Source organism: Ferroacidibacillus organovorans, assembly GCF_001516615.1.
Lineage (GTDB): Bacteria > Bacillota > Bacilli > Alicyclobacillales > SLC66 > Ferroacidibacillus > Ferroacidibacillus ferrooxidans_B.
Genome location: NZ_LPVJ01000018.1, coordinates 50598 through 70306 on the forward strand (window position 1 = coordinate 50598; position 19709 = coordinate 70306).

Annotated in this window: 19 protein-coding genes and 1 riboswitch; of the genes, 11 read left to right on the forward strand and 8 right to left on the reverse strand. The window is 54.8% G+C overall.

The window, feature by feature from the left end; all coding sequences use genetic code 11:
* Positions 1 to 2 precede the first annotated feature (2 nt).
* Positions 3 to 1190 carry a hypothetical protein gene (locus ATW55_RS05675; protein WP_153005024.1) on the forward strand — a complete coding sequence of 396 codons (1188 nt, stop codon included), beginning with the start codon at positions 3 to 5 and terminating at the stop codon, positions 1188 to 1190.
* Positions 1191 to 1304: 114 nt separating this feature from the next.
* Here the strand turns inward: ATW55_RS05675 and ATW55_RS05680 are convergent, their stop codons facing one another.
* The 3 genes from ATW55_RS05680 to ATW55_RS05690 are packed head-to-tail and all read right to left on the reverse strand — an operon-like array spanning position 1305 to position 3256.
* Positions 1305 to 1529 carry a hypothetical protein gene (locus ATW55_RS05680; protein WP_067713828.1) on the reverse strand — a complete coding sequence of 75 codons (225 nt, stop codon included), beginning with the start codon at positions 1527 to 1529 and terminating at the stop codon, positions 1305 to 1307.
* 30 nt (positions 1530 to 1559) lie between these two features.
* Positions 1560 to 2645 carry a hypothetical protein gene (locus ATW55_RS05685; RefSeq protein ID WP_067713832.1) on the reverse strand — a complete coding sequence of 362 codons (1086 nt, stop codon included), beginning with the start codon at positions 2643 to 2645 and terminating at the stop codon, positions 1560 to 1562.
* Complete coding sequence (locus tag ATW55_RS05690) at positions 2642 to 3256, reverse strand: cytochrome b N-terminal domain-containing protein (RefSeq protein ID WP_067713836.1); 615 nt, start codon at positions 3254 to 3256, stop codon at positions 2642 to 2644. The genes ATW55_RS05685 and ATW55_RS05690 overlap by 4 nt, the downstream gene beginning before the upstream one ends.
* 396 nt (positions 3257 to 3652) lie before the next feature.
* On the opposite strand from ATW55_RS05690, the gene ATW55_RS05695 reads away from it, so the two are divergent.
* The 3 genes from ATW55_RS05695 (at position 3653) to ATW55_RS05705 (ending at position 7672) form a co-directional block, all read left to right on the forward strand.
* Positions 3653 to 4756, forward strand: a complete 1104-nt coding sequence (locus ATW55_RS05695) for a glycosyltransferase (protein WP_067713839.1) — start codon at positions 3653 to 3655, stop codon at positions 4754 to 4756.
* Positions 4757 to 4768: 12 nt separating this feature from the next.
* Positions 4769 to 6139, forward strand: coding sequence for a sugar phosphate nucleotidyltransferase (locus ATW55_RS05700; RefSeq protein WP_201024934.1), 1371 nt, complete (start codon positions 4769 to 4771; stop codon positions 6137 to 6139).
* 108 nt (positions 6140 to 6247) lie between these two features.
* Positions 6248 to 7672 (forward strand): NAD(P)/FAD-dependent oxidoreductase, encoded by a 1425-nt coding sequence (locus ATW55_RS05705; RefSeq protein WP_067713846.1) that lies wholly within the window; start codon positions 6248 to 6250, stop codon positions 7670 to 7672.
* 58 nt (positions 7673 to 7730) lie between these two features.
* On the opposite strand, the gene ATW55_RS05710 is transcribed toward ATW55_RS05705, so the two are convergent.
* A complete protein-coding gene (locus ATW55_RS05710) occupies positions 7731 to 8177 on the reverse strand; it encodes a hypothetical protein (protein WP_067713850.1) in 447 nt (148 codons plus the stop codon).
* A 41-nt stretch (positions 8178 to 8218) separates the two neighbouring features.
* Between ATW55_RS05710 and ATW55_RS05715 the strand changes: the two genes are divergently transcribed.
* A complete protein-coding gene (locus ATW55_RS05715) occupies positions 8219 to 8542 on the forward strand; it encodes a thioredoxin family protein (protein ID WP_067713853.1) in 324 nt (107 codons plus the stop codon).
* Positions 8543 to 8669: 127 nt separating this feature from the next.
* On the opposite strand, the gene ATW55_RS16450 is transcribed toward ATW55_RS05715, so the two are convergent.
* The 3 genes from ATW55_RS16450 to ATW55_RS05725 all read right to left on the reverse strand — a co-directional run bounded on the left by ATW55_RS16450 (position 8670) and on the right by ATW55_RS05725 (position 11884).
* Positions 8670 to 8843, reverse strand: coding sequence for a hypothetical protein (locus tag ATW55_RS16450; protein WP_162839389.1), 174 nt, complete (start codon positions 8841 to 8843; stop codon positions 8670 to 8672).
* A gap of 30 nt (positions 8844 to 8873) precedes the next feature.
* On the reverse strand, positions 8874 to 10220 hold the full coding sequence (locus ATW55_RS05720) for an NRAMP family divalent metal transporter (RefSeq protein WP_067713859.1): 1347 nt from the start codon (positions 10218 to 10220) through the stop codon (positions 8874 to 8876).
* Positions 10221 to 10412: 192 nt separating this feature from the next.
* Positions 10413 to 10578, reverse strand: a riboswitch (M-box (ykoK) riboswitch).
* A 136-nt stretch (positions 10579 to 10714) separates the two neighbouring features.
* Complete coding sequence (locus ATW55_RS05725) at positions 10715 to 11884, reverse strand: MFS transporter (protein WP_067713866.1); 1170 nt, start codon at positions 11882 to 11884, stop codon at positions 10715 to 10717.
* Positions 11885 to 12029: 145 nt separating this feature from the next.
* Between ATW55_RS05725 and ATW55_RS05730 the strand changes: the two genes are divergently transcribed.
* From ATW55_RS05730 to pepF, 6 genes are all read left to right on the forward strand, one after another.
* On the forward strand, positions 12030 to 13115 hold the full coding sequence (locus ATW55_RS05730; protein ID WP_235587019.1) for a M42 family metallopeptidase: 1086 nt from the start codon (positions 12030 to 12032) through the stop codon (positions 13113 to 13115).
* Between the two features lie 30 nt (positions 13116 to 13145).
* Complete coding sequence (locus tag ATW55_RS05735) at positions 13146 to 14345, forward strand: CCA tRNA nucleotidyltransferase (RefSeq protein ID WP_067713869.1); 1200 nt, start codon at positions 13146 to 13148, stop codon at positions 14343 to 14345.
* Between the two features lie 140 nt (positions 14346 to 14485).
* Entirely contained in the window at positions 14486 to 16147 is a 1662-nt protein-coding gene (locus ATW55_RS05740) for an ABC1 kinase family protein (protein ID WP_067713873.1), read from the forward strand.
* A gap of 1 nt (position 16148) precedes the next feature.
* Complete coding sequence (locus ATW55_RS05745; RefSeq protein ID WP_067713879.1) at positions 16149 to 16412, forward strand: hypothetical protein; 264 nt, start codon at positions 16149 to 16151, stop codon at positions 16410 to 16412.
* 68 nt (positions 16413 to 16480) lie between these two features.
* A complete protein-coding gene (locus tag ATW55_RS05750; protein WP_067713886.1) occupies positions 16481 to 17308 on the forward strand; it encodes a Cof-type HAD-IIB family hydrolase in 828 nt (275 codons plus the stop codon).
* Between the two features lie 87 nt (positions 17309 to 17395).
* Entirely contained in the window at positions 17396 to 19204 is a 1809-nt protein-coding gene (gene pepF, locus ATW55_RS05755; RefSeq protein ID WP_067713891.1) for an oligoendopeptidase F, read from the forward strand.
* Here pepF and ATW55_RS05760 read toward each other — a convergent pair.
* The gene (locus tag ATW55_RS05760; protein ID WP_067713895.1) at positions 19190 to 19618 is read right to left on the reverse strand and encodes a helix-turn-helix domain-containing protein; all 429 of its coding nucleotides are present in this window, start codon (positions 19616 to 19618) and stop codon (positions 19190 to 19192) included. The two genes, pepF and ATW55_RS05760, sit on opposite strands and share 15 nt — an antisense overlap.
* Positions 19619 to 19709 lie beyond the last annotated feature (91 nt).

Consider the following 19709-nt stretch of genomic DNA (forward strand, 5'->3'; position numbering starts at 1 on the left):
ACGTGAAGCGAGTTCTGATGGTGTCCTATTTTGCGCCTCCAACCCAAAACGCGGAAGCGATTCTCGTGTGGAAAACACTGCGTGTGTTATCACATCTTCACAGGATTACGCTTGTCACAAACGCTCCGCAGTTTCAACAGGGCGATCCAGATATGCGCATACCGTCTGGCGTGGACGTGCACGCGCACCGCAGTGTGACGTTTCGCTCAGCATTTTCTGGCAAAGTGGCAGAGCGGTTGATCGGCAAACTTGAGGATGAAAACCTGCTGTGGGCACTGCGCGTCCCGAAGATTGAAAAGAGCGATTTTGATGTTCTTTACAGTCGCTCGCACCCAGGCGCCAGTCATATCCTGGCCGCCTCGCTCTGGAAGCGCACGCGACTGCCGTGGGTTGCACAGTTTAGCGATCCATGGTCGGCGAATCCCTATCACTCGCACCACACGATCATTCGCAAGTTGCGTGATCAAGAACATGAGCGATTCGTCATTGAGCATGCGGATCAGCTCATTTTTCCGACGGTCGAGATCCAGGAGATCTACGAAAAGGCGTACCCGTTGAAGTCCGTCAAGTCGCGTTCGATCGTCTTGCCGCACCATGTTTCAGAAGATCTCTATAGCGTGAGAAACGCGATGGTTCCGACAGAAAACGGCAAGATGCTCCTGTCTTATTTCGGCGATTTCTACGGCTTGCGCTCTCCTGCACCGCTGCTTGACGCACTGCGAAGCATCCACGCGCGAAATCCGGACAAGCTTTCGCGCGTCGCGATCGGTCTTTTCGGGAACTTGGAAAAGAAATTCGCTCCGCTTTTGGAGCATCTTCCCGTGCGCGTTCATCGCGGTCGCTACACGTATCTTGAGAGTCTTTCTGCGATGAAAAAAAGTCACGGCTTACTGCTGATCGATGCGCCAAACGATACAGGTGTCAACCCGTTTCTCGCCTCAAAGTTAATTGACTATATCGGCGCAAAAAGACCAATTCTTGGCATCACGGAAGAGCGCGGCACGGCGGCCAATCTCTTGCGCCAAGGCGGACAGTATGTCGCCTCCCCTCGCGCGGTGGATAAAATTGTGTATGGGCTTGAACAGTTGATTGAGTCGGGGAAGGTAACGGCAAGAATGGAGCGTCTCGCCGAATCCTTTACGTCAGAGAAGATCGTGGGAGAACTCGCGAAACTTCTTGATAAAGCCTAAAAAGCGGGGCGCAAGGAGTGGGGTTGCTCCTTGCGCCTCGCCTGGCCGTGTTCGGGCTTCGTCAAGCTTGTGTCGCGTATTCTCAATCGTGTGCTACATTCTGCAGAGTAGTCCTCATGATGTGCGCGAGGCTTGTGCTGCGCGATTTTTCCGATAGAATTGCCGGGCAGAAGCCCACAGATTGCCAGTCATCCAGATACCGACAAGCAGCGTCGGCAAGCCGTAGATGAGCGTATACGGTTTGCCGCTTGTGATTCCGCTGTATACGAGTGAAGTTCCGTATACGCCGGCGATCAGCGATAAAAGCCAGATGAACCATAACCGAATGCCCATGTTCACGGTGAATTCCTCCTCATTTTTGCTTAATCCTTACACATCTTTGCTGAGTGACTGATAGCACCTTGGCGTCTCGCCTGAGAGCGCGCCGCCTTTTTTGCCGCGGAATTCCTGTCTGCACGAATCTCTGAGTGGACAACTCACACACGCGTTTTGTTTATCTAGAAAATGGTACCAATCGCGCCAGATCAAGCGATGGACTGGAAGCAGCTTCGGGAGCTTGTTGAGTCCGGGGACCCATGGCACGAGCACCAGGAGCATGAAGAGAATGCCGATGGTGTATGCTGCCATCTCATCTCCCGACGCGGACGTTGAGTACGGCGGGATTTGGTACAAGAAGGTGTAGGGTGTAAGCCACCACGGACCGGGAAGCGCCGCCTCATCGTGATTGATGCCCCACTGGCCGCCTTGCATATTGATCGAGTTTGCAATGTTGTGAAGCGCTGCGCCCTGAAGGAATAAAAGGTCACCGCTCACGTCATAGCGATAGACGCCGCCGTTTGTTTGGCGGTTGAGTGCGCCTGAGAGAAGTCCGGATTTGGCGAGTTGCAATTCATTGTTCATCATGAGCGCCACCGGGCCAAAGTTTCCAAACGGTGTGACGACGCGTCCTGCTGCGACGGTCGCTTTATTGAGCGCGTTGCTGTAGTTCGTATCCCACTGTTGCTGTTGCGCGTAAGATGCGCTTTGGTACTGCGTCAGCGCCTGGTTCAGTGGAGCATTCGCCGACGCGGTCGCAAGCATTTGAAGCGGGATGATGACGTCATTTTGCGCAGTGTTCCACGGATAAGGCGTACCCCACCAAGTCTGTGGCGAGAATCCCATGATGGACTGAATGGATTGCGCCTGCCCGTGCCAGCCGTTATTGTAAGGCGGTCCATAGCTCGCGATCGATCCTGTGCCAGAAAGATCGCCAAGCGCCGTTTGCTCAATCAAGACGGGTGAACTCAGCGCAACCTGTTTGTTGGTGATTGCCGGCCGGTACGGTGCGCCAAAGATGGCGGCAGCGCCGACGATCAGGACGCCGATGATCCCGAGGCTTATGACCCCCTCTTTGACCATGTCAAAGTCGCGTTGTGGAAAGCGCAAGGTATCGCGTGCGAATCTGCCTCTTTTCATGCTTGCTCATCTCGCTTTTTTGCGGAAATTGGGTAGGGTGGCACCACACCTTTGCTGCGTACGGCCAGCAGGTGGAGACCGACCAGCGCGATGAGGATCGCGGGAAACACCGCGATGTGGAGGCCGTAGACCTGCCCGTTGTTCAGGATGTTGATAAAGCCGTCAAGTCCTGCCCCATTAAATGCATCTTTGCTCTGCACTTGATTCCACTGCGAGAAAAAATCGCCTCGCGAGAGATAGCCGGTGAACGCTTCGATGACGGAAACGGCAAAGGAGAGTGCGCCAACGACCCAGGTGAGCGCGCGACCTTCACGCCATGAGCCCATGAAAAACTGTCCGACGAGGTGCATCGTAGTAAAGAAGAAGAATGCCTGAACACTCCAATAGTGGACGCTGCGAAGAAACTCTCCGAGACTTGATGTCTGATACCAGAGTGGACCTTTGGCCGACATGATGATGCCGCTTGCAATGCAAAAGACTAAGCTGCTGAGTGTGAAGACGCCAAAGCTGTAGACAAGAGAGTTCACGTAGACAGGTTGTTCTGACGGCAGCAAGTTATCCCATGTCAGCTTCTCCGTTGCGGATTTGCGAAGTGATTTTGTCCAGTTCACGAGTGCTCACCGCGTTTCCCGTGCGGATACGAAAAGAGTGTGAAGCTTGCAAACACGATGAGCCAGATGACGCCGACATAGATGTTCGGCCATGCATTCGATGTGTTGATCACGGTCGATCGCCTGCCTTTCTCTTATGGCTCTAGCATACGGCTTGCCGTGATTTGGGAAGAGACCCGATTGTGTGATTCTTTGCTGCGAATTGGGGCTATTCAGGCATAGTCGGAAGGGACCACGGGGAAACGCAATCTATCATTGACATGCTAGATTCTCAGGACTAGCATGGGGATACATCATCCTCCATCGCGAATGAATGAGAAGTGCCCTGTGTCGACTTGGCCGACGCGTTCGCCTTTGGATGACATGGAGGTGAGTTGAGTCACGCTATCGATTATTGTGCCGACCTATAATGAGTTAGATAATCCGAAACGCCTGATAAATGAATTGATGCGCCATCTCCCGGATGAAACGTTTGAAGTGATTTTTGTCGATGACAGTTCAGACGCACGCTCGATCGAGTGGCTTTGCGCGTTGCGTGAGACATATCCGTTTGTACGTGTTGAACACCGTACAAGAGAACGCGGCCTCGGCAGCGCGGTCGTGCGCGGATTCGAGCTGTCTCGCGGGGACGTTATTGCCGTGATGGATGCGGATTTACAGCATCCGGTGGGCGTGCTCCCCGAAATGATGCGCGCGCTTGCGGCGGGGTATGATGTGGCGATCCCGAGTCGCTTTATTCCTGGAGGAAGCGACGGAGGACTCTCGCTTCCGCGTAAATTGGTCTCCTTTACGGCGCGCTGGATGGGGCGGCTTGCGCTCAAGCGACTGCGCAACGTTTCCGACCCGACAAGCGGCTACTTTATGGTGAAGCGCGCAGTGATCGATGGCGTCTCTTTGCGCCCGGTCGGTTGGAAGATCCTCATTGAAATCCTCGCACGCGGCTCTTACTCGCGCATTTTGGAGATTCCGTATGCGTTTGAGGCGCGCGCGTTGGGTGAGTCGAAAATGTCACTGCAGGAACAGTGGAATTATCTCCGGCATCTCGGGCGGCTGATTCTTGACAGTCCTGAGGAGAGGCGGGTGTATCTCTTTGCGCTTGTGGGCACATCTGGCGTGTTGGTCAACGAACTGCTCTATGATGTTTTGATCCATCTCCAGATGGCGCTCTGGACTGCGGGCGCGCTCTCTGCGTTTGTCGCGATGGGGACCAATTTTGTTCTCAATGATCGATTGACGTGGGTGGATGCGCGCGCAGGACAGGCGCATCGCCGTTTTCTCAAATACGTGATCACATCGCTGTTTGGCATCGCGCAAAGCACCGCCGTGCTTTCTGTTCTGGCGTATGGAGAACGCGTCAACTCGCTCTATGCCAATATCGCGGGGATTGCCGTTTCGATGGTCTGGAATTTTTACATCAACAACTTCTGGACGTGGAAAAAAAAGCGCCGCGTCGTCGATATTGTCATATCTCCGGTACGTACGGGTACAAAGCTTCACTAAGGGGGATCGATCGTGCAACTGATTCTTTTATCTGGCGGTTCAGGGAAACGTTTGTGGCCGCTCTCAAATGATGTTCGCTCAAAACAATTTTTGCGCGTGTTGGAAGGGCGAGACAACAACCTCGTTTCGATGGTTGAACGCGTCTGGGGGCAACTCTCCACGCTGGGAATGGCAGCTTCGACCTACTTGTGTGCGTCAAAGCTGCAAAAGGATTTGATCCACGCTCAACTGGGGGATGATGTCAGTATCATTGTTGAGCCGATGCGCATGGATACATTTCCGGCGATTGCTCTTGCGGCGGCGTATTTGGCAGATCAGGACGAAGAAGATGACATCCTTGTCGTGGCGCCTGTCGATCAGTTTGTAGAAACGATCTATTTTGAGCGAATAAAGAGCCTTTCTGGTGTGCTCGCCACATCTGGGGCGGACATGGTTCTGCTCGGCGTCAAACCGACGCACCCGTCGACCCAGTACGGGTATATCTGTGTTCATCCGGAGCACACGGAAGGGTCACCCTATGCGCGTGTATCGTCGTTTCGCGAAAAGCCAGAACGAGCGCACGCGCTTGAACTCGTCGAGCAGGGGGCGCTGTGGAACTGCGGGGTATTTTGCTTTCGCAAATCGTATCTGATACGCAAGCTGCAAGAGCGTGGCCTTCCGACACGCTATCGGGACATGGTCGCAGCGTTTCACGAGATGCCAAAACGGAGTTTTGACTATGAGGTGGTCGAACAGACACAAAAGATCGTTGTCGTGCCTTATGAGGGGGCATGGAAGGATCTCGGGACGTGGGAGACGCTTGCGCCGGAGATGCGCTCTTCTTTTCTCGGAATCGGCGTGGCGGATGCCTGCGAAAATTCCCATATTATCAACGAGCTCTCCATTCCTATTGTTGCAAAAGGGTTAAAGGATGTGATGGTCGTGGCGAGCCCCGACGGCATCCTAGTGACCGCGAAGGACCAGAGCAGCGGAATCAAAGATCTTGTCGCTCCTTATTGCATCCGTCCGATGTTTGAGGAGAGGCGTTGGGGATCCTACAAGGTGCTGGATTATCAGAAACTGCCTGATGGAACCGAGGTCTTGACAAAGCAGGTCACGCTGCGCGCAGGCGCGCATATCAGCTATCATCGTCACCACCTCCGAGAAGAGGTGTGGACGATGATAGCTGGAGATGCTGATCTGGCGCTTGACGGCAGGATGGTCAGTGTCACGGCGGGAGACGTTTTTCGCGTCTGCCGCGGCCAGTGGCACAGTATCATGGCGAAAACGCAGGTCATTTTTATCGAAGTGCAGCGCGGGGAGACACTCACGGAAGAGGACTGCGACCGTCGCTATATCGAGTGGGAGGATGTCGTCGAACACTGCGCGGTTCTTGAGCGATAGGAACTTTTGACGGGTGAAATGGCATAGTTGCCCCTTGACGTATTCTCCCGAACTGGTATTCTGTTCTGCGGGTCCTATGCGCATGGAAGAACAGAAAAGAGGCAAGCCATGAATGCGAAATATGATGTGATCATCGTGGGTGCAGGGCCTGCTGGGTTGTACGCTGCGTATGAATTTACGAGAAAGGCGCCGCGTGCGAAAGTGCTTTTGATCGATAAAGGCGTCGAAGCGAAGTATCGTCATTGTCCAATCATGGAATTGAAAATCGACAAGTGTCCGCCCGCGAACAAAATCAAGACGTACGCGAGTTGTTGGCCGGCGTGCGGCGTGATCAACGGCGCAGGCGGCGCAGGAAGCTTCAGCGACGGAAAATTCAATATCACATCTGAGTTTGGTGGATATTTAACGGAGTATCTCCCACCGTCTACGGTTATGGAATTGATTCGCTATGTCGATGCGATCAATCTGGAGCACGGGGTGCCCGACGCGATTACAGATCCCTCGACACCGGAAGTGGCGCAAATCGAGCGGCGAGCGATGGCGGTAGGTCTTAAGCTCTTGCGCGCACAAGTCCGACACATTGGCACAGACAATAACCTGCGTTTGATGAATGAGATTTTTGCTTACCTGGAAAAGCATATTGAGATGAGATTCCGCTCTTTTGTGGAGGATATTCTTGTTGAGAGTGATCGCATTCAGGGCGTTGTGTTGCGTGACGGAACGGAGCTGCGCGCGTCACATGTCTTGCTTGCGCCAGGTCGGGATGGCTCGACATGGCTATCTTCATTGCTGCGGCGGCACCACATTAAAATGACGAACAATCAGGTCGATATCGGTGTTCGTGTCGAGACGACCAATGTTGTGATGCAGGAGATCAATGAGCATCTCTATGAGGGAAAATTCATTTATCACTCCCCCTCAACGGGCCTGCGCGTGCGCACCTTTTGCAGCAATCCGTCTGGACACGTGGTCGTTGAGAATCACACGGGGATTATGGCGGCCAATGGACATGCGTATAAGGAACCGTCGATGGGATCGTCCAACACCAATTTTGCATTGCTTGTGAGTCATCGATTTACGGAACCGTTCAATCGCCCCAATGAGTTTGCGCGGCAGATCTGCTCGCACGCAAACGAACTTTCAGATGGCTCGATCATCGTGCAACGCTATGGCGATCTGCTTAAAGGGCGGCGCAGCACGCGTGAGCGATTGGAAGAAGGGTTTGTGGAGCCGACGCTCAAAGAAGCGGTGCCAGGTGATCTCGGCCTAGTACTTCCTTACAAAACGATGCTCGCTTTACACGAGATGATCAGAGCGCTTGACCATGTCACGCCGGGTATCGCTCAGGAGCACACGCTTTTTTACGGTGTGGAGGCCAAGTTCTACGCGGCGCGCGCAGAGGTTGACGCGAATCTGCAAACGAAGATTGAGGGGGTTTACTGCGCGGGGGATGGGCCAGGGCTTACGCGCGGTATCGCACAGGCGGCAAGCAGTGGCGTTTATGTTGCGCGTCACATCGCATCGCTTCTTTGACACCTGGAGAAAGGGACGCCGCACTCGCGCAGACGCACAGTCTTGCGCGAGATCGCCGTCACTTTTTCTTTCCGCCGTGAAAGACGAGGCGAACATGATCAAGGCCGTGGCGTTGAAACTCTTGTTCATACTGCTCCTTGCGGCGCCAGAGACGCATCTCTTGCTCTTTGGTGATCTCCTCGCCAGACGCGGACTGCACCAGCGTGTCGCGGTACGCTAAATGGTGTGAGAGCACATCCCAAAAGGTTTCTTCGTCATACGCGTCGATGATCGGGGTGAGGGCTTCTTCGAGCAAAGGCGTGGGGTGATGGCCGCCGCATCCGTCGCAATACTGCACGAGATCATCTGCTCCGCATTCGGATGCCATGGCATAGAGTGCGTCTGCTGTTTCAATGAGGTCTTTGTACATTTCGCTATTCTCCGACGCGCCATTGACGACCCACTCGCCAAGAAAGACGAGAGACAGCATTCTTTTGTATTGTTCTTCACTGAGTTCCAGTTTCATAAGACACCTCGTTCGTCATAGAGAAAGGATGGACTGCGACAATGAGAGAATTAACTTCTGCCCATGAATTTAAAGATATGATCCAATCAAACAAAACGGTGATTGAATTTTACGCGGATTGGTGTCCTGACTGCAAGCGTATCGATCCACATCTTGATGCGTGGGCTGAACAGTTTTCGGGACAATTCGCGATGGCACGCATCAATTGTGAAGCGGTGCCGGAAATCGCCGAGCAATTTGAGGTCGTGGGAATCCCCTCTTTTCTCGCGTTTGATCGCGCGGAACTCGTCAATCGTTTGTACAGTCGCGACGCAAAGTCAAAGCAACAAGTGGAGTCTTTTTTGCAAACCTGTTTTGACGTGTAATCCATAAAAAGGATGGTTCACCTGTCTTTTTCCTCTTTCGCCAAGACGCAAAACGGGTGTGACTCACGAGTGGCGCGAGACCCGCGCTTTCTGAGTCACACCCGCGCTCTTTTTAAAAAACCATTTTTCAGATAGAGCCGCGAGAAAAACCGATGACGACGAGTACAAGCATGATGACGATGTAAACCCGCAGTCCCCAGAATATGCTGTTCACCCATCCTTTCACCTGAGCGCGCTCAAGCGGCGGGAGTTGTTCGATGTTGTGATCTTGGGAAAAAGCTTCAAATGTTTTTTCGCGCATGGCGCACACCTCCCGATTGTGATTTGAATTCTAGAACAGTTTTGGCATGACGACGGACAGTCCGTATACAGCGTTCAAGCCAACCAAAAGCGCGACGATCAAAACCGCAGAGACATTCTGCCACTTGCGGTTGACATGCTCGCCCATAATGTGGCGGTCATTGAGCAAGAGTACCAAGAAAAGGAGTGCGGCCGGCATAAAGATCGACGCGATCACCTGCACGGTCAGATTGAGAAAACCCAGCGGCGCATTCGGAATCAGGACGACACTCGCGGCCAAAACTGCGCTGAGAATGCCTGGCAGGTAAAACTTCCACGCGCGCCGCGCGGGCATGTTGATGCTTTTCGGCCAGTGAAACGCCTCGCCCATCGCCCACGACGTGCTGGCTGTCAGCGCGATCATCGAGATGGTTCCCGCCTCAACCATTCCCAGCGCAAAGAGGGTTTCTCCGGTATTTCCCAAACGCTGTCCCATCACGGTGAGTATCTGCTCAATGCTCAGGTTGGACGCGCCATTCATTCCGTGGACGACCGTGCCCGTCAGGATTACAAGCGCGAGTGCGACTGCGACCATGGCGACGGTTCCCACCGCGGTGTCCATCTGGCCGTGGCGGATATCCTTCACCGTCAATCCTTTATCAACGACCGCTGACTGTTGAAAAAACAGCATCCACGGTGCGATCGTCGTGCCAAAGTTTGCGAGGATGATAAAGACGAACGCTGGCGTGAAACCGCCGGGAACCTGCCAGTGGGCAAACGCGTCGGCGACTACCGACCAGTGCGGGTGCGCCATGAACGCCAGCGGAATAAAAACGAGGTTTCCGGCCGCGATCCAGAGCGAGACGCGCTCCCATGTATAGTAGCGCAATACGAGCAGCACCACTGCGTCAAGCGTAATGGCAAGCAGGGCGCTCAGCCAGTGCGGTACGCCAAACACGGAGAGTCCGAGCGTGATGCCGATAAATTCGGTGATCAGTGTGAGGATGTTGGCAAGGACAAGATCGACGAGCGAGAACCAGCCCCAAAAGGCGCCGTAGCGACCCCAGATCAATTCAGCGTGGCCACGGCGGGTTACGGCGCCGAGGCGAACGGTCATCTCTTGCACGATGTATGCGATGATTCCTGACAGAATGAGTGCGGGTATGAAGAATCCGATACCGTAGGTTGCGCCAGTTTGGGAATAGGTGATCACACCGCCGGCGTCATTATCGGCGATCATCACGAGAACGCCAGGGCCGAGCAAAACAAAACCTAGCAAAATTCTAGAGAGCCAACCGCGCTTCTGGCGGAGCGTATCAATTCTGGCTTGATCTTTCGCGCGGATCGCTGCGTCTTCGGAGTCCATGGTACGTGCGTATACAGCTTGTTGTTGGATCATGGCAGAAATCCTCCTTTCTGGGTTGACGGGCATGACAAAACGATGCAAAGCTAATCATTAAAGCGCGTAAATCACCTATACTAGGACCGCTTTCCATGCCCATCACCTCCCAGAAAGAGTATTTCCTATCACCGCAAAAAGAAAATCCCCCTGCAGAATGAACAGGGGGATTTTCTTACACGGAAAGATACCGCGCATCCCCCTTGTTGAGCTTTAGCACTATGCGTCGTAGAGTTTCCACTCAGCCACATTAAGTAAAGCCTTAGTCCGGCAATACCTGTTCAACCCATTGGCGTCTCTCGACGTTTCCGGGCAGTGGCATGTTTCCGCATAGAAGCCTCGCCTAACGAGGATTCGTCTCTCAAATTGTAGCGTATCGAACATATCGTGATTCGTAAACTCTTTGTATTCATACCATGCATATGCGTACTCGTCAATCCCTTTTGCTGCGCTTGTATGTTAAGGAATTGTGAATGCAAGAATGCATGACGCTTTCACGACGATGCCCGCGCACAAGAGGCCGTCTCATAGAGACGCAACGCGAAAAAACTCGCGAGCGCACCGAGCAGACTGATGAGAGAGATGGCGACAAATCCTCCGCGAAGCCCCGTTGTGCGGCTGATAATTCCAACGAGTACGGGACCGCCGAACATGCCGATGGAGTAGACAGCCTGGAAAAAGCCCATCGCCGTTGCACGAAGTTCTTCGCGCACGTGACGAATCGAGAGTCCCATCAGTTGGGGCATGCAGATGCCTTGACCCAGTCCGTTAAACGCCTGCGTGATAAAAAGCCATACCATGGAGGGTGAGTATGGGATTGCCAAGGTGGCGACAGATGAGAGAAGAAATCCGAATGTGACCAGTTTGCGCGGACCAAAGCGCTGCATGAGTGGACGGCTGCTCAGAAAGCCTGCGAGCGCATTTGGTAGCGTCGACAGCACCGTGAGTGTGCCGAGTTGTGCATGGCTCGCGTGCAGGTGCGCCGCCTGGATGGGTGTGAATCCAAACAGCGTGGTAAATGTGACGGCCTGCGCCAACGCGGCGAGCAGTGATGTGCGAAGGATGCGCGGGTCGGCGGCCATGCGCAAGAGGGAGGGGGGCTTCTCTGTCGCGCGTTTGGGCGTCTCTTTTAGCCAGAGCGCAATGAAAAGGCCGATGATCCCACCGCACGCGGCAATGACAAATACGGAACGAATGCCGAATTGACCCGCGAGAATGCCGCCAAGAAGCATCGCGATCATTTGTCCGAGGCTTGCGTAATAGCTGAGCAGACTCATGGCGCGTGGTGCCTCGTCAGACGAGAAGAAGCGTGCGTACATGACAGTGTATGCGACCCACGCACCGGCTGCCACACCGGCAAGACTGCGCCAAAGCAGGGCGAGCGAAGGGGCGGGAAAGAGGGCGAATCCGGCACTTGAGAGTGTTCCGACGAGTAATCCGGCGATTACGTATGGTTTGCGGCGACCTGTGCGATCGGCCGCGATACCAAGCGGGATGCGAACGATCATCTGGGTGAGGCCGTAGCTTCCTAGCACAAGGCCAACCAGCGAGAGGCTGAGTCCCATCTGATCCAAGTAGGGTGGGAATACGGGAACATAGGTGTAAACGCTGAACCAGTAGAACATCGTGACAATCGGGAGCAAAATGGTGTTGAGACGCTGCATGGTGCGCTCCTCTCAGTGAGGCATTGGCATTCACTCATCGTACACAATTTATCCAGAATGAGATAGGCTCGTGGTATGATCGAACAAGATTGAAAGATGCAGCTATGGGAAATCGTAAGAATGATGTGCAAAAGGGGACGTTGCGATGCGGGACATGGAGAGACTAGAAGAGAACCTTATGAAGCTTATTCATCTCACAGGGCCGTGCGGGTTTGAGCATGAGGTGGCGCGCGCGATTTATGAGCAGGCCAGGATGTTTGCCGACGAGTGCCGCGTGGACGGACTCGGCAATGTGTGGGTCGGGATCAATGGCGCAAAGGACGGCCCGACGCTGATGGTCGCGGCACACATGGACGAAGTGGGGTTCATGGTAAAGACGATTGAGGCGAATGGATTCTTGCGCCTTGAGCAGTTGGGTGGGCACGATCCGCGAACGGTGGTGGGCCAGGATGTCATCGTTTTGACGGAAAATGGCCGGGTGCCAGGCGTAGTCGGTACGCTGTCTGTCCACTTTTTGCGCTATGACGATGCAGCGCGCGCGCCGAAGTTTCACGAACTCTACGTAGATTGCGGCGCGACATCACGCGAACACGCGCATGCGATGGGAATTCGCGTCGGCCAGGCTGTAGCGTATGAGCCCTCTGTGCGGCGCATCGGGGAGACGCGCATCGCCTCGAAGTCCCTTGACGATCGCGCCGGGTGCGCGGTCTTGCTCACGGCGCTTGAGGCGATGGATCGAGCACAACTGCACGGCACGGTGTGGGGGCTGTTTTCTGTGCAGGAAGAAGTGGGTCTGCGCGGGGCGAAAGCGGCAGCGGCGGCGCTTCACGCAGACGTCGCGCTCGCCATTGACACGACCGCGGCATCCGATACACCGCCCCCGCACGCGCCCGTGGGTCACGGTCTGGCCTTGGGTCAGGGTGCCGCGATCAAGGCGATGGATTTTAGTCTCATCAGCAGCTTGAGCGTACGCCGGTTTCTCGAACGGGTTGCGAGCGAGCGAGGAATACCTGTACAGACGGAGGTGTTTGCGGGCATTGGAACGGACGCCGGAGCGCTTCACATGGAAGGTGGCGCGATTCCGTCTGGCGTCATCTCGATCCCGTCGCGCTATACCCATTCTCCGATTGAAATGATCGATCTGAATGATCTGCACGGGTGTTATCGGTTACTGCTTGGTTTTATGGAAGCGATGCATTCTGTTGAGGATTTTTCGTTTTTGTCAGAGTGAGCGAAGGCGCGCAGGGAGTGAGGGGATTCGATGGCGCATGTTTCGGACGAGCTTCGCGACATCGCGCAGCGCATCGCACAGGCGGATGGGCGGCTTTATCGCGTCGGCGGCGGAGTGCGCGACGCATATCTCGGGTTGCCGGCGAAGGATGAAGATTTTTGCATCGTCGGCTTTGATGAGGCGCTGATGCAGCGCGTGCTGCCGGAGGCGTTCGCGGTGGGCAAGTCGTTTCCCGTCTACCGACTGCGCTGTGGAAGCCAGGTTTACGAGTTGGCCTTGGCACGGCGCGAGCGAAAGGCGGGGGTGGGGCACCGCGGCTTTGCGGTAGAGTTTGGGCGGGAAGTCTCCCTTGAAGAGGACCTGGCGCGCCGGGACCTCACCGTGAATGCCATGGCCGTCGATGTGTTGACGGATGAACACCATGATCCATATGGAGGGCTCCAGGATCTCAAGGGGGGTATTTTGCGCGCCGTCTCCGACGCGTTTGCGGAGGATCCCTTGCGCGTTTATCGCACGGCTCGCTTTGCGGCGCAGCTGTCCTTTTCTGTAGAGCCGCGCACGCGTGCGCTGATGCAGGAGTTGGTGGACGAGCTTGAGACGCTCAGTGTCGAGCGGGTATTTGACGAGTTTCGCAAGGCCTTGCGCACAGCCCGCCCGCTGCGTTTCTTTCAGACGCTTTGCGCAGCGTCTGCGCTGTCACCGCACTTCGCGCCGTTTGCCGAGAAAGCGGTGTTTTACCGCCTTGAAAACTTACTGAACGCTCTTGCGGCGGCTCCGGATCGCGACGAGTTTTCAGACGAGGCGATTTTTTCAGTTGTTGCGCTCAGCCTCGCGCGCGACGAGGACGTGCAGGCGTTTTGTCAACGAATGCGCGTGCCAGAGGTGTGGAAGACGGCGGCCATTCTCGGTCGGCAGCCTCTGTTTGACAAGTGTCACACGCTTTATCAGCGCGCAGCGCGCGTCGTACAGCGTGTCCGGCAGATTGAGCGGTGTGGGCTGACGGTGCTCGGCTATGCGCGCGTGCGCACAATCGCTGAAGGAAGCGCACAAGGGATTGCTGCGTATGCGTGGCTGCTCGATCTGGCGAAAGACCTGCGCGCGATCCGCGGAGAGGATGTCATGCGCGAAAACCCGGCGCTCGCGGGTCCGGCCTTGGGCAAGGCAATCGAGCAGCGTCGCGTCGCGCGCGCGCAAAACGCGCTAGAAATGCGTGCCGAAAGAGACGGATGAGCCAAAGGCGGTTAGATGTTTGGGCGATCATCGAGTGCATCTGTCATTTTTCAAGCTTTCTTCAAGTCGCGTTTTGTTCATACTCCGATTCGCCCTTTTTCGCTATGATAGGTGTATCGTAGAATTGAGGGATGGCATCTATGGTTAATGTTCCGTTCTACCGCATTGTTGCCATCGTCTGGATGTCCGTATCGTTCTTTCTCCAAATTTGGTGGTTCCAGAAGCGCCATCGGCAACCCTGGTCAACAGAGACTTCTGCCCAGTTTGAGCGGCTGCTCGTCAAGCAGGCGGTGACGTACCGGGAGACCGCGATTCGCCTGCAAGGGCTTTTGATCAAGTTCGGGCAGTTCCTGAGCACGCGTGCAGACCTGCTTCCGGATATTTTTCTGCGCGAGCTTTCTGCACTTGTCGATCAAGTGCCTACGGTGCCGTGGGAAAAGATTCGCCCGTTGCTTGACGCGGCATGGGGGGGAGCGTACGGGGAGGTCCTTGAGCGGATCAGCGTGGCGCCAGTTGCGTCTGCCTCCATCGGCGTGGTGTACAAAGGCTATCTACACAGTGGCGAGGCGGTGGCTGTCAAGGTTCGGCGCCCAGGAATTGAGCGAATTATCCGTGCGGATTTTCAGGCGCTTCGCATTGTTACGTTCCTGATGCGGCGATTTACAAAGCTTGGGAAGATGGCCGATTTGCCGGCACTTTATCAGCAAGTGGTCAACATTATCGGCAATGAACTTGATTTTCAGAAGGAACTCGCCAACGGGGAGTATTTCGCGCAGCGCTTTCACGATGCTCCGGGTATCGAGATTCCCTCGTACTACGCGCAGTATTCGACGCGCTCTGTGCTTGTCATGTCGTGGGTTGAGTCCGCGAGAGTGACAGATCTCGCCTTTATCGAGGAGCACGGACTCGATCGCCACGACATCGCGCAGCGACTTGTCCGGAGTTTTGCCATTCAGCTTTTCCAAGGCGGACGGTTTCACGCAGATCCACATCCCGGCAACATTCTTCTGCGCGAAGACGGCACGATCGTCCTGATTGACTTTGGCATGATCGGAACCATCCGCGATGAGGACGCGCGCGCGATCCGCGCGCTTATCGAGGCGCTGATTTTTGGCAACGCGGACCAGGTTGTCGAATCTCTTGAACGTCTGCGTTTTTTGTTGCCACACGCGGACAAGGCGGCATTGCGCGATGTGGTGATGGCGTTGTTTCGCGCGTATACTTCAAAAAACACGCCACGGTTTGACGACGCTGCGTTTGAACGGATATTGATCGACGTGCAGAACACGATCAAAAAACAACCGATTCAGTTGCCGAGTGAGTTTGCGTTTTTGGGGCGCACACTCTCGACGCTGGTAGGGGTCCTGCACATTATTGATCCGGGCATCGACCTCGTAGCCGTCGCGCGTCCTGTGGTGATGGATTGGCTGAATGCACAAGGAGACGCAAAGACGGAGCGCGAGGATGACCTGAAGTGGCTGAGAATCGTTCGTGACTGGGCGTCTCCGCTCGTGCAATTGCCGGAACTTTTGACGGATTCGCTGCGCGCGGCAGAGCGCGGGCGCGAGGATGACCGTCGTCAGCATTATGAACGGATGACGCAACAGGCTTACTTGCGCAACCACCTTTTTTCCTTCATCGTGTTTGCCTTGACGGGGGTTGGTGCCTATCTCGCGTGGTTCTTGCACAAATGGAGCCTGTTTGACGGCACTGGATTCATTTGTGTGATCTCTCTTGTGATCATGTGGCAAATTCGGCGAAAGCATCGCCGTTTTTTACAGCGACTGAGGAGGAATATCTAAGATGACTGACAAACGGGAAAAAGTGATGCGGGAAGCAGACGGGTCGTTCGGTCCTTTTGACTTTCGATTGGAGGGTTTTGAAGACGGGTATCGCCTGACGTTTCACGGGGATCGCGAGCGCATTCGCGACGGGCGCCGCGTATCTGGCGCGTTTCTCAATTTTTTGCAGCAGGTGGACCGCGTGGGACTGCGCCTTCCGTTCCCATTTCGCCTGCTGTTGCGGTTTTGGAAACGATACAACCGACGGCCTCACGATGATGATTGAAAGTGGCTTGCGTAAAATAGCATGAAATACGTGTGCCGCACCACGCTATGCCACCAGGATTCGGGAGGATGACATGGGCAAACTTTTTTTTTGTGTCGGACATTGACGGAACGCTCTTGACGACAGACGGTCGCGTGACGGATCGAACCTTGAGAACACTTTCGCAAACGCGCGAAAAAGGGCACTATGTCACACTGGCGACAGGGCGTTCACTTCATGCGACGCTACCGATTGTCAAGCAGATCGGTGTGAATGCGCACGTAATTACCCTAAATGGTGCACAGGTGGTTGACGCGACGGGACGCACCTTAATGCAAAAACCGCTCTTTAAGGCGCCGCTCGAGGAGCTTTGTGCGCAGCTTGAGGCGCAGCGCTACTCGTATTGTCTGATGACGGCGGATTGGTTTGTGGTAAGTGAGAAGGCGCTCTCGACCCATGTGAACTCTGCATTCGTAAAGCGCAAGGACGTAATCTCCCGCCCAGTTCTCGCAGATTTTTTGCAGGATGCCCCCCAGCCTGTACTGAAGCTTTCGCTGCGCTGTCCTGATCAAGCTGCGTTTGAATCCATGCTGCGGTTGCTTGTCGACGCGGATGTCTATGAGATCAGCTGTGGTGAACGGTTTTCCATCAACCTCACAGCAAGAGGGGTTACGAAGTGGACGGGGATTCAGTATGTCATCGATGAACTTTCCATCACCTCAAGCGACGTGGTGGCCTTTGGCAACGGGGACAATGATCTGGAGATGTTGCGCCGTGCTGGGCGTGGGTACGCCGTAGCGAATGCAGAAGAGCGCGTTTTGCGTTCATATGACCGTTTTATCGGCACGAACGACGAGGATGGTGTGGCCGCCGAGATGGAGCGGATTGTCGAAAACCTCTCTGGGCAGACCGCGTAGAAAGGTTTGAAAATGTTCCGAACCCCGTAGCGTTTTCTTTTGGGAAAGTTTAGCATAGGGAAGTGAACGTTATAAGGAGGGATTTTTGTGGCCGTGCAGGATCGAGCGTTGATGGATGAGGCCTATAAATGGTCAATTGAAGCGATGTACGAAACAGACGAAGCTTGGGAGAAAGAGTATCTGGCGGTGCGGTCGATTTTGCAAGACGATCCATTTGTCGACTTTCGCGGCCATTTGGCTGACGGGGCAGAGCGCGTCAGCCAATTTTTGAAGGTCAATCTTGAAGTGACAGAACGGCTACAGCGGCTGCACGTGTATGCGCACATGAAAGCGGATCAGGACACGCGAGTCGCGTCTGCGCAGTCGATGAACAGTCGCGCGTCCACGCTGTTCGCGCAGTACGGCGAGCGTGTGAGTTTCTTCATTCCGGAGATGCTCGCACTTCCAGAAGAGACGTGGGCGGCGTTCCTTGCGGATGAGCGTCTTGCGGATGAGCGGCATGCGCTCGATGATTTGCGCAGACAAAAGGCACACACGCTGTCTGCTGAGACTGAAGGTGTGCTCGCGAGTCTCTCGGATGCGCTTTCTGGACCGGGTCAGGCCTTCCGCCAGTTCTCGAATGCCGATTTTGATTTTGGCTCGTTTGAAGTGGATGGCACGGTCTATCCGGTCTCTGAGGGAAGCTACGGCGTGTATATGCGCAATAAGGATCGCCGGGTGCGCCATGAAGCGTATGCGAAGCTGTTTGATACATATATGGCGCACAAAAACGGAATCGCGACACTCTATGCGGCAAACGTGAAGCGGAATGTGACGATGGCACACGTCCGCGGTTTCGCGTCGGCAAGGCACGCCTCGCTCCATCGCAACAACATCCCGGTCAGCGTGTATGATTCGCTGATTGAAGGGGTTCACCGCGGGTTGTCCCACCTCCATCGCTACACTGATTTGCGTGCGCGCGTCCTTGGACTTGAGAAGATGGCGCACTATGATCGCACGGTGTCTCTCGCGGAGGCTGATCTCAGCGGGTATGACTACGAAAAAGGGTTTGCGATGATTCGTGCAGGTCTTGCGCCACTGGGAGAAGAGTATCAGGAAATTCTTGAGCGAGCGAAAACAGAGCGCTGGGTTGACGTTTATGAGAACAAGGGAAAGCGCAGCGGTGCTTATTCGACAGGTTTTTATGGCACGCGGCCGTACATTCTCATGAACTACCAGGATGACTATAACAGCGTCTCGACGCTCGCGCATGAGCTTGGGCACAGTGTGCACACGTACCTCTCTTCGCGCCATCAACTGCCACAGTACAGTGATTACTCGATTTTTCTCGCGGAGATTGCGAGCACGGTCAATGAGACGCTTCTTGTCAATCATCTCTTGCGTGAAACGTCCGATCCGCAAGTGAAAGCGGCGCTGCTTGACCAACAAATTGAGACGATCATGGGGACGATCTTCCGGCAGACGCAGTTTGCGGAGTATGAACAAAAGGCGCACCAGGCGGTAGAGTCCGGGGAGGCGCTCACACATGAGTCGCTGTCCAAACTTTTTGGAGAATTGGCGCAACAGTACTATGGTCCACGCTATGACTTGGATGAGCGCGCGGCGTACGAGTGGGCGCGTATTCCACATTTTTACAATGAATTTTACGTGTTTCAATATGCGACGGGCCTGAGCGCGGCGCTCGTGTTTGCAGATCGCATGCTCAAAAGGGAACCGGGAGCGGTTGACGCGTATCTGGGCTTTTTAAAGAGCGGGTCAAGCGCGTATCCGCTCGATGTGTTGAAGAGGGCAGGACTCGATATGACCGATCCATCGATCGTGCAACGCGCCATGGAGATTTTTGGGGGGCTTGTCGGGGAACTCGAGGGTGCGCTCGAAGCGTCAAAGGTTCTCTGATTCAAGGAATTCATGCACGGCGCGCAAAAGCAGTTGTGGTGATTTGCGCACATCGCGCAACCGCATGGCAAATGCGATGTAGAGAGGTCCTTCTGGGCTCAAAATGAATTGCAGCGCATCAGGTCGCAGGGTTTGGGAGAATCGATCCCAAGCCCTTTCGGCGCTTTCGCTGGCGATAGAAACATTGTCTATCAATTCGGGAAACGGAGCGTCGCGCTGCTGCAAAAGGTCGTACATCGAAACAGAGAGTGCCTCGGCGAGCCGATACACGTAATCGATCGAAGGGCTCTTGCGGCCACCTTTTTCAAGTTGGGAGATATGACTTAGCGAAACACCACTGCGCACAGAGAGATCTGCCAGCGTGTAGCCGTGCTTGAGCCGCAAGGCTTTGAGGCGGCTTCCGTCAAATTGCACCGTTGGTTTGATGACGTTTCCTCCTTTTCGGGGGATCTTTCGCTATTATACAAATGTGTAATGATGATGTGCAACTGCATGAAAAAGCGAG

Coding starts and splice junctions, on each gene's coding strand:
- ATW55_RS05685 (WP_067713832.1), bottom strand. CDS start 2,645: ATGAAAAGAGGCAGATTCGCACGCGATACCTTGCGCTTTCCACAACGC.
- ATW55_RS05705 (WP_067713846.1), top strand. CDS start 6,248: ATGAATGCGAAATATGATGTGATCATCGTGGGTGCAGGGCCTGCTGGG.
- ATW55_RS05710 (WP_067713850.1), bottom strand. CDS start 8,177: ATGAAACTGGAACTCAGTGAAGAACAATACAAAAGAATGCTGTCTCTC.
- ATW55_RS05715 (WP_067713853.1), top strand. CDS start 8,219: ATGAGAGAATTAACTTCTGCCCATGAATTTAAAGATATGATCCAATCA.
- ATW55_RS16450 (WP_162839389.1), bottom strand. CDS start 8,843: ATGCGCGAAAAAACATTTGAAGCTTTTTCCCAAGATCACAACATCGAA.
- ATW55_RS05720 (WP_067713859.1), bottom strand. CDS start 10,220: ATGATCCAACAACAAGCTGTATACGCACGTACCATGGACTCCGAAGAC.
- ATW55_RS05725 (WP_067713866.1), bottom strand. CDS start 11,884: ATGCAGCGTCTCAACACCATTTTGCTCCCGATTGTCACGATGTTCTAC.
- ATW55_RS05730 (WP_235587019.1), top strand. CDS start 12,030: ATGCGGGACATGGAGAGACTAGAAGAGAACCTTATGAAGCTTATTCAT.
- ATW55_RS05735 (WP_067713869.1), top strand. CDS start 13,146: ATGGCGCATGTTTCGGACGAGCTTCGCGACATCGCGCAGCGCATCGCA.
- ATW55_RS05740 (WP_067713873.1), top strand. CDS start 14,486: ATGGTTAATGTTCCGTTCTACCGCATTGTTGCCATCGTCTGGATGTCC.
- ATW55_RS05745 (WP_067713879.1), top strand. CDS start 16,149: ATGACTGACAAACGGGAAAAAGTGATGCGGGAAGCAGACGGGTCGTTC.
- ATW55_RS05750 (WP_067713886.1), top strand. CDS start 16,481: ATGACATGGGCAAACTTTTTTTTTGTGTCGGACATTGACGGAACGCTC.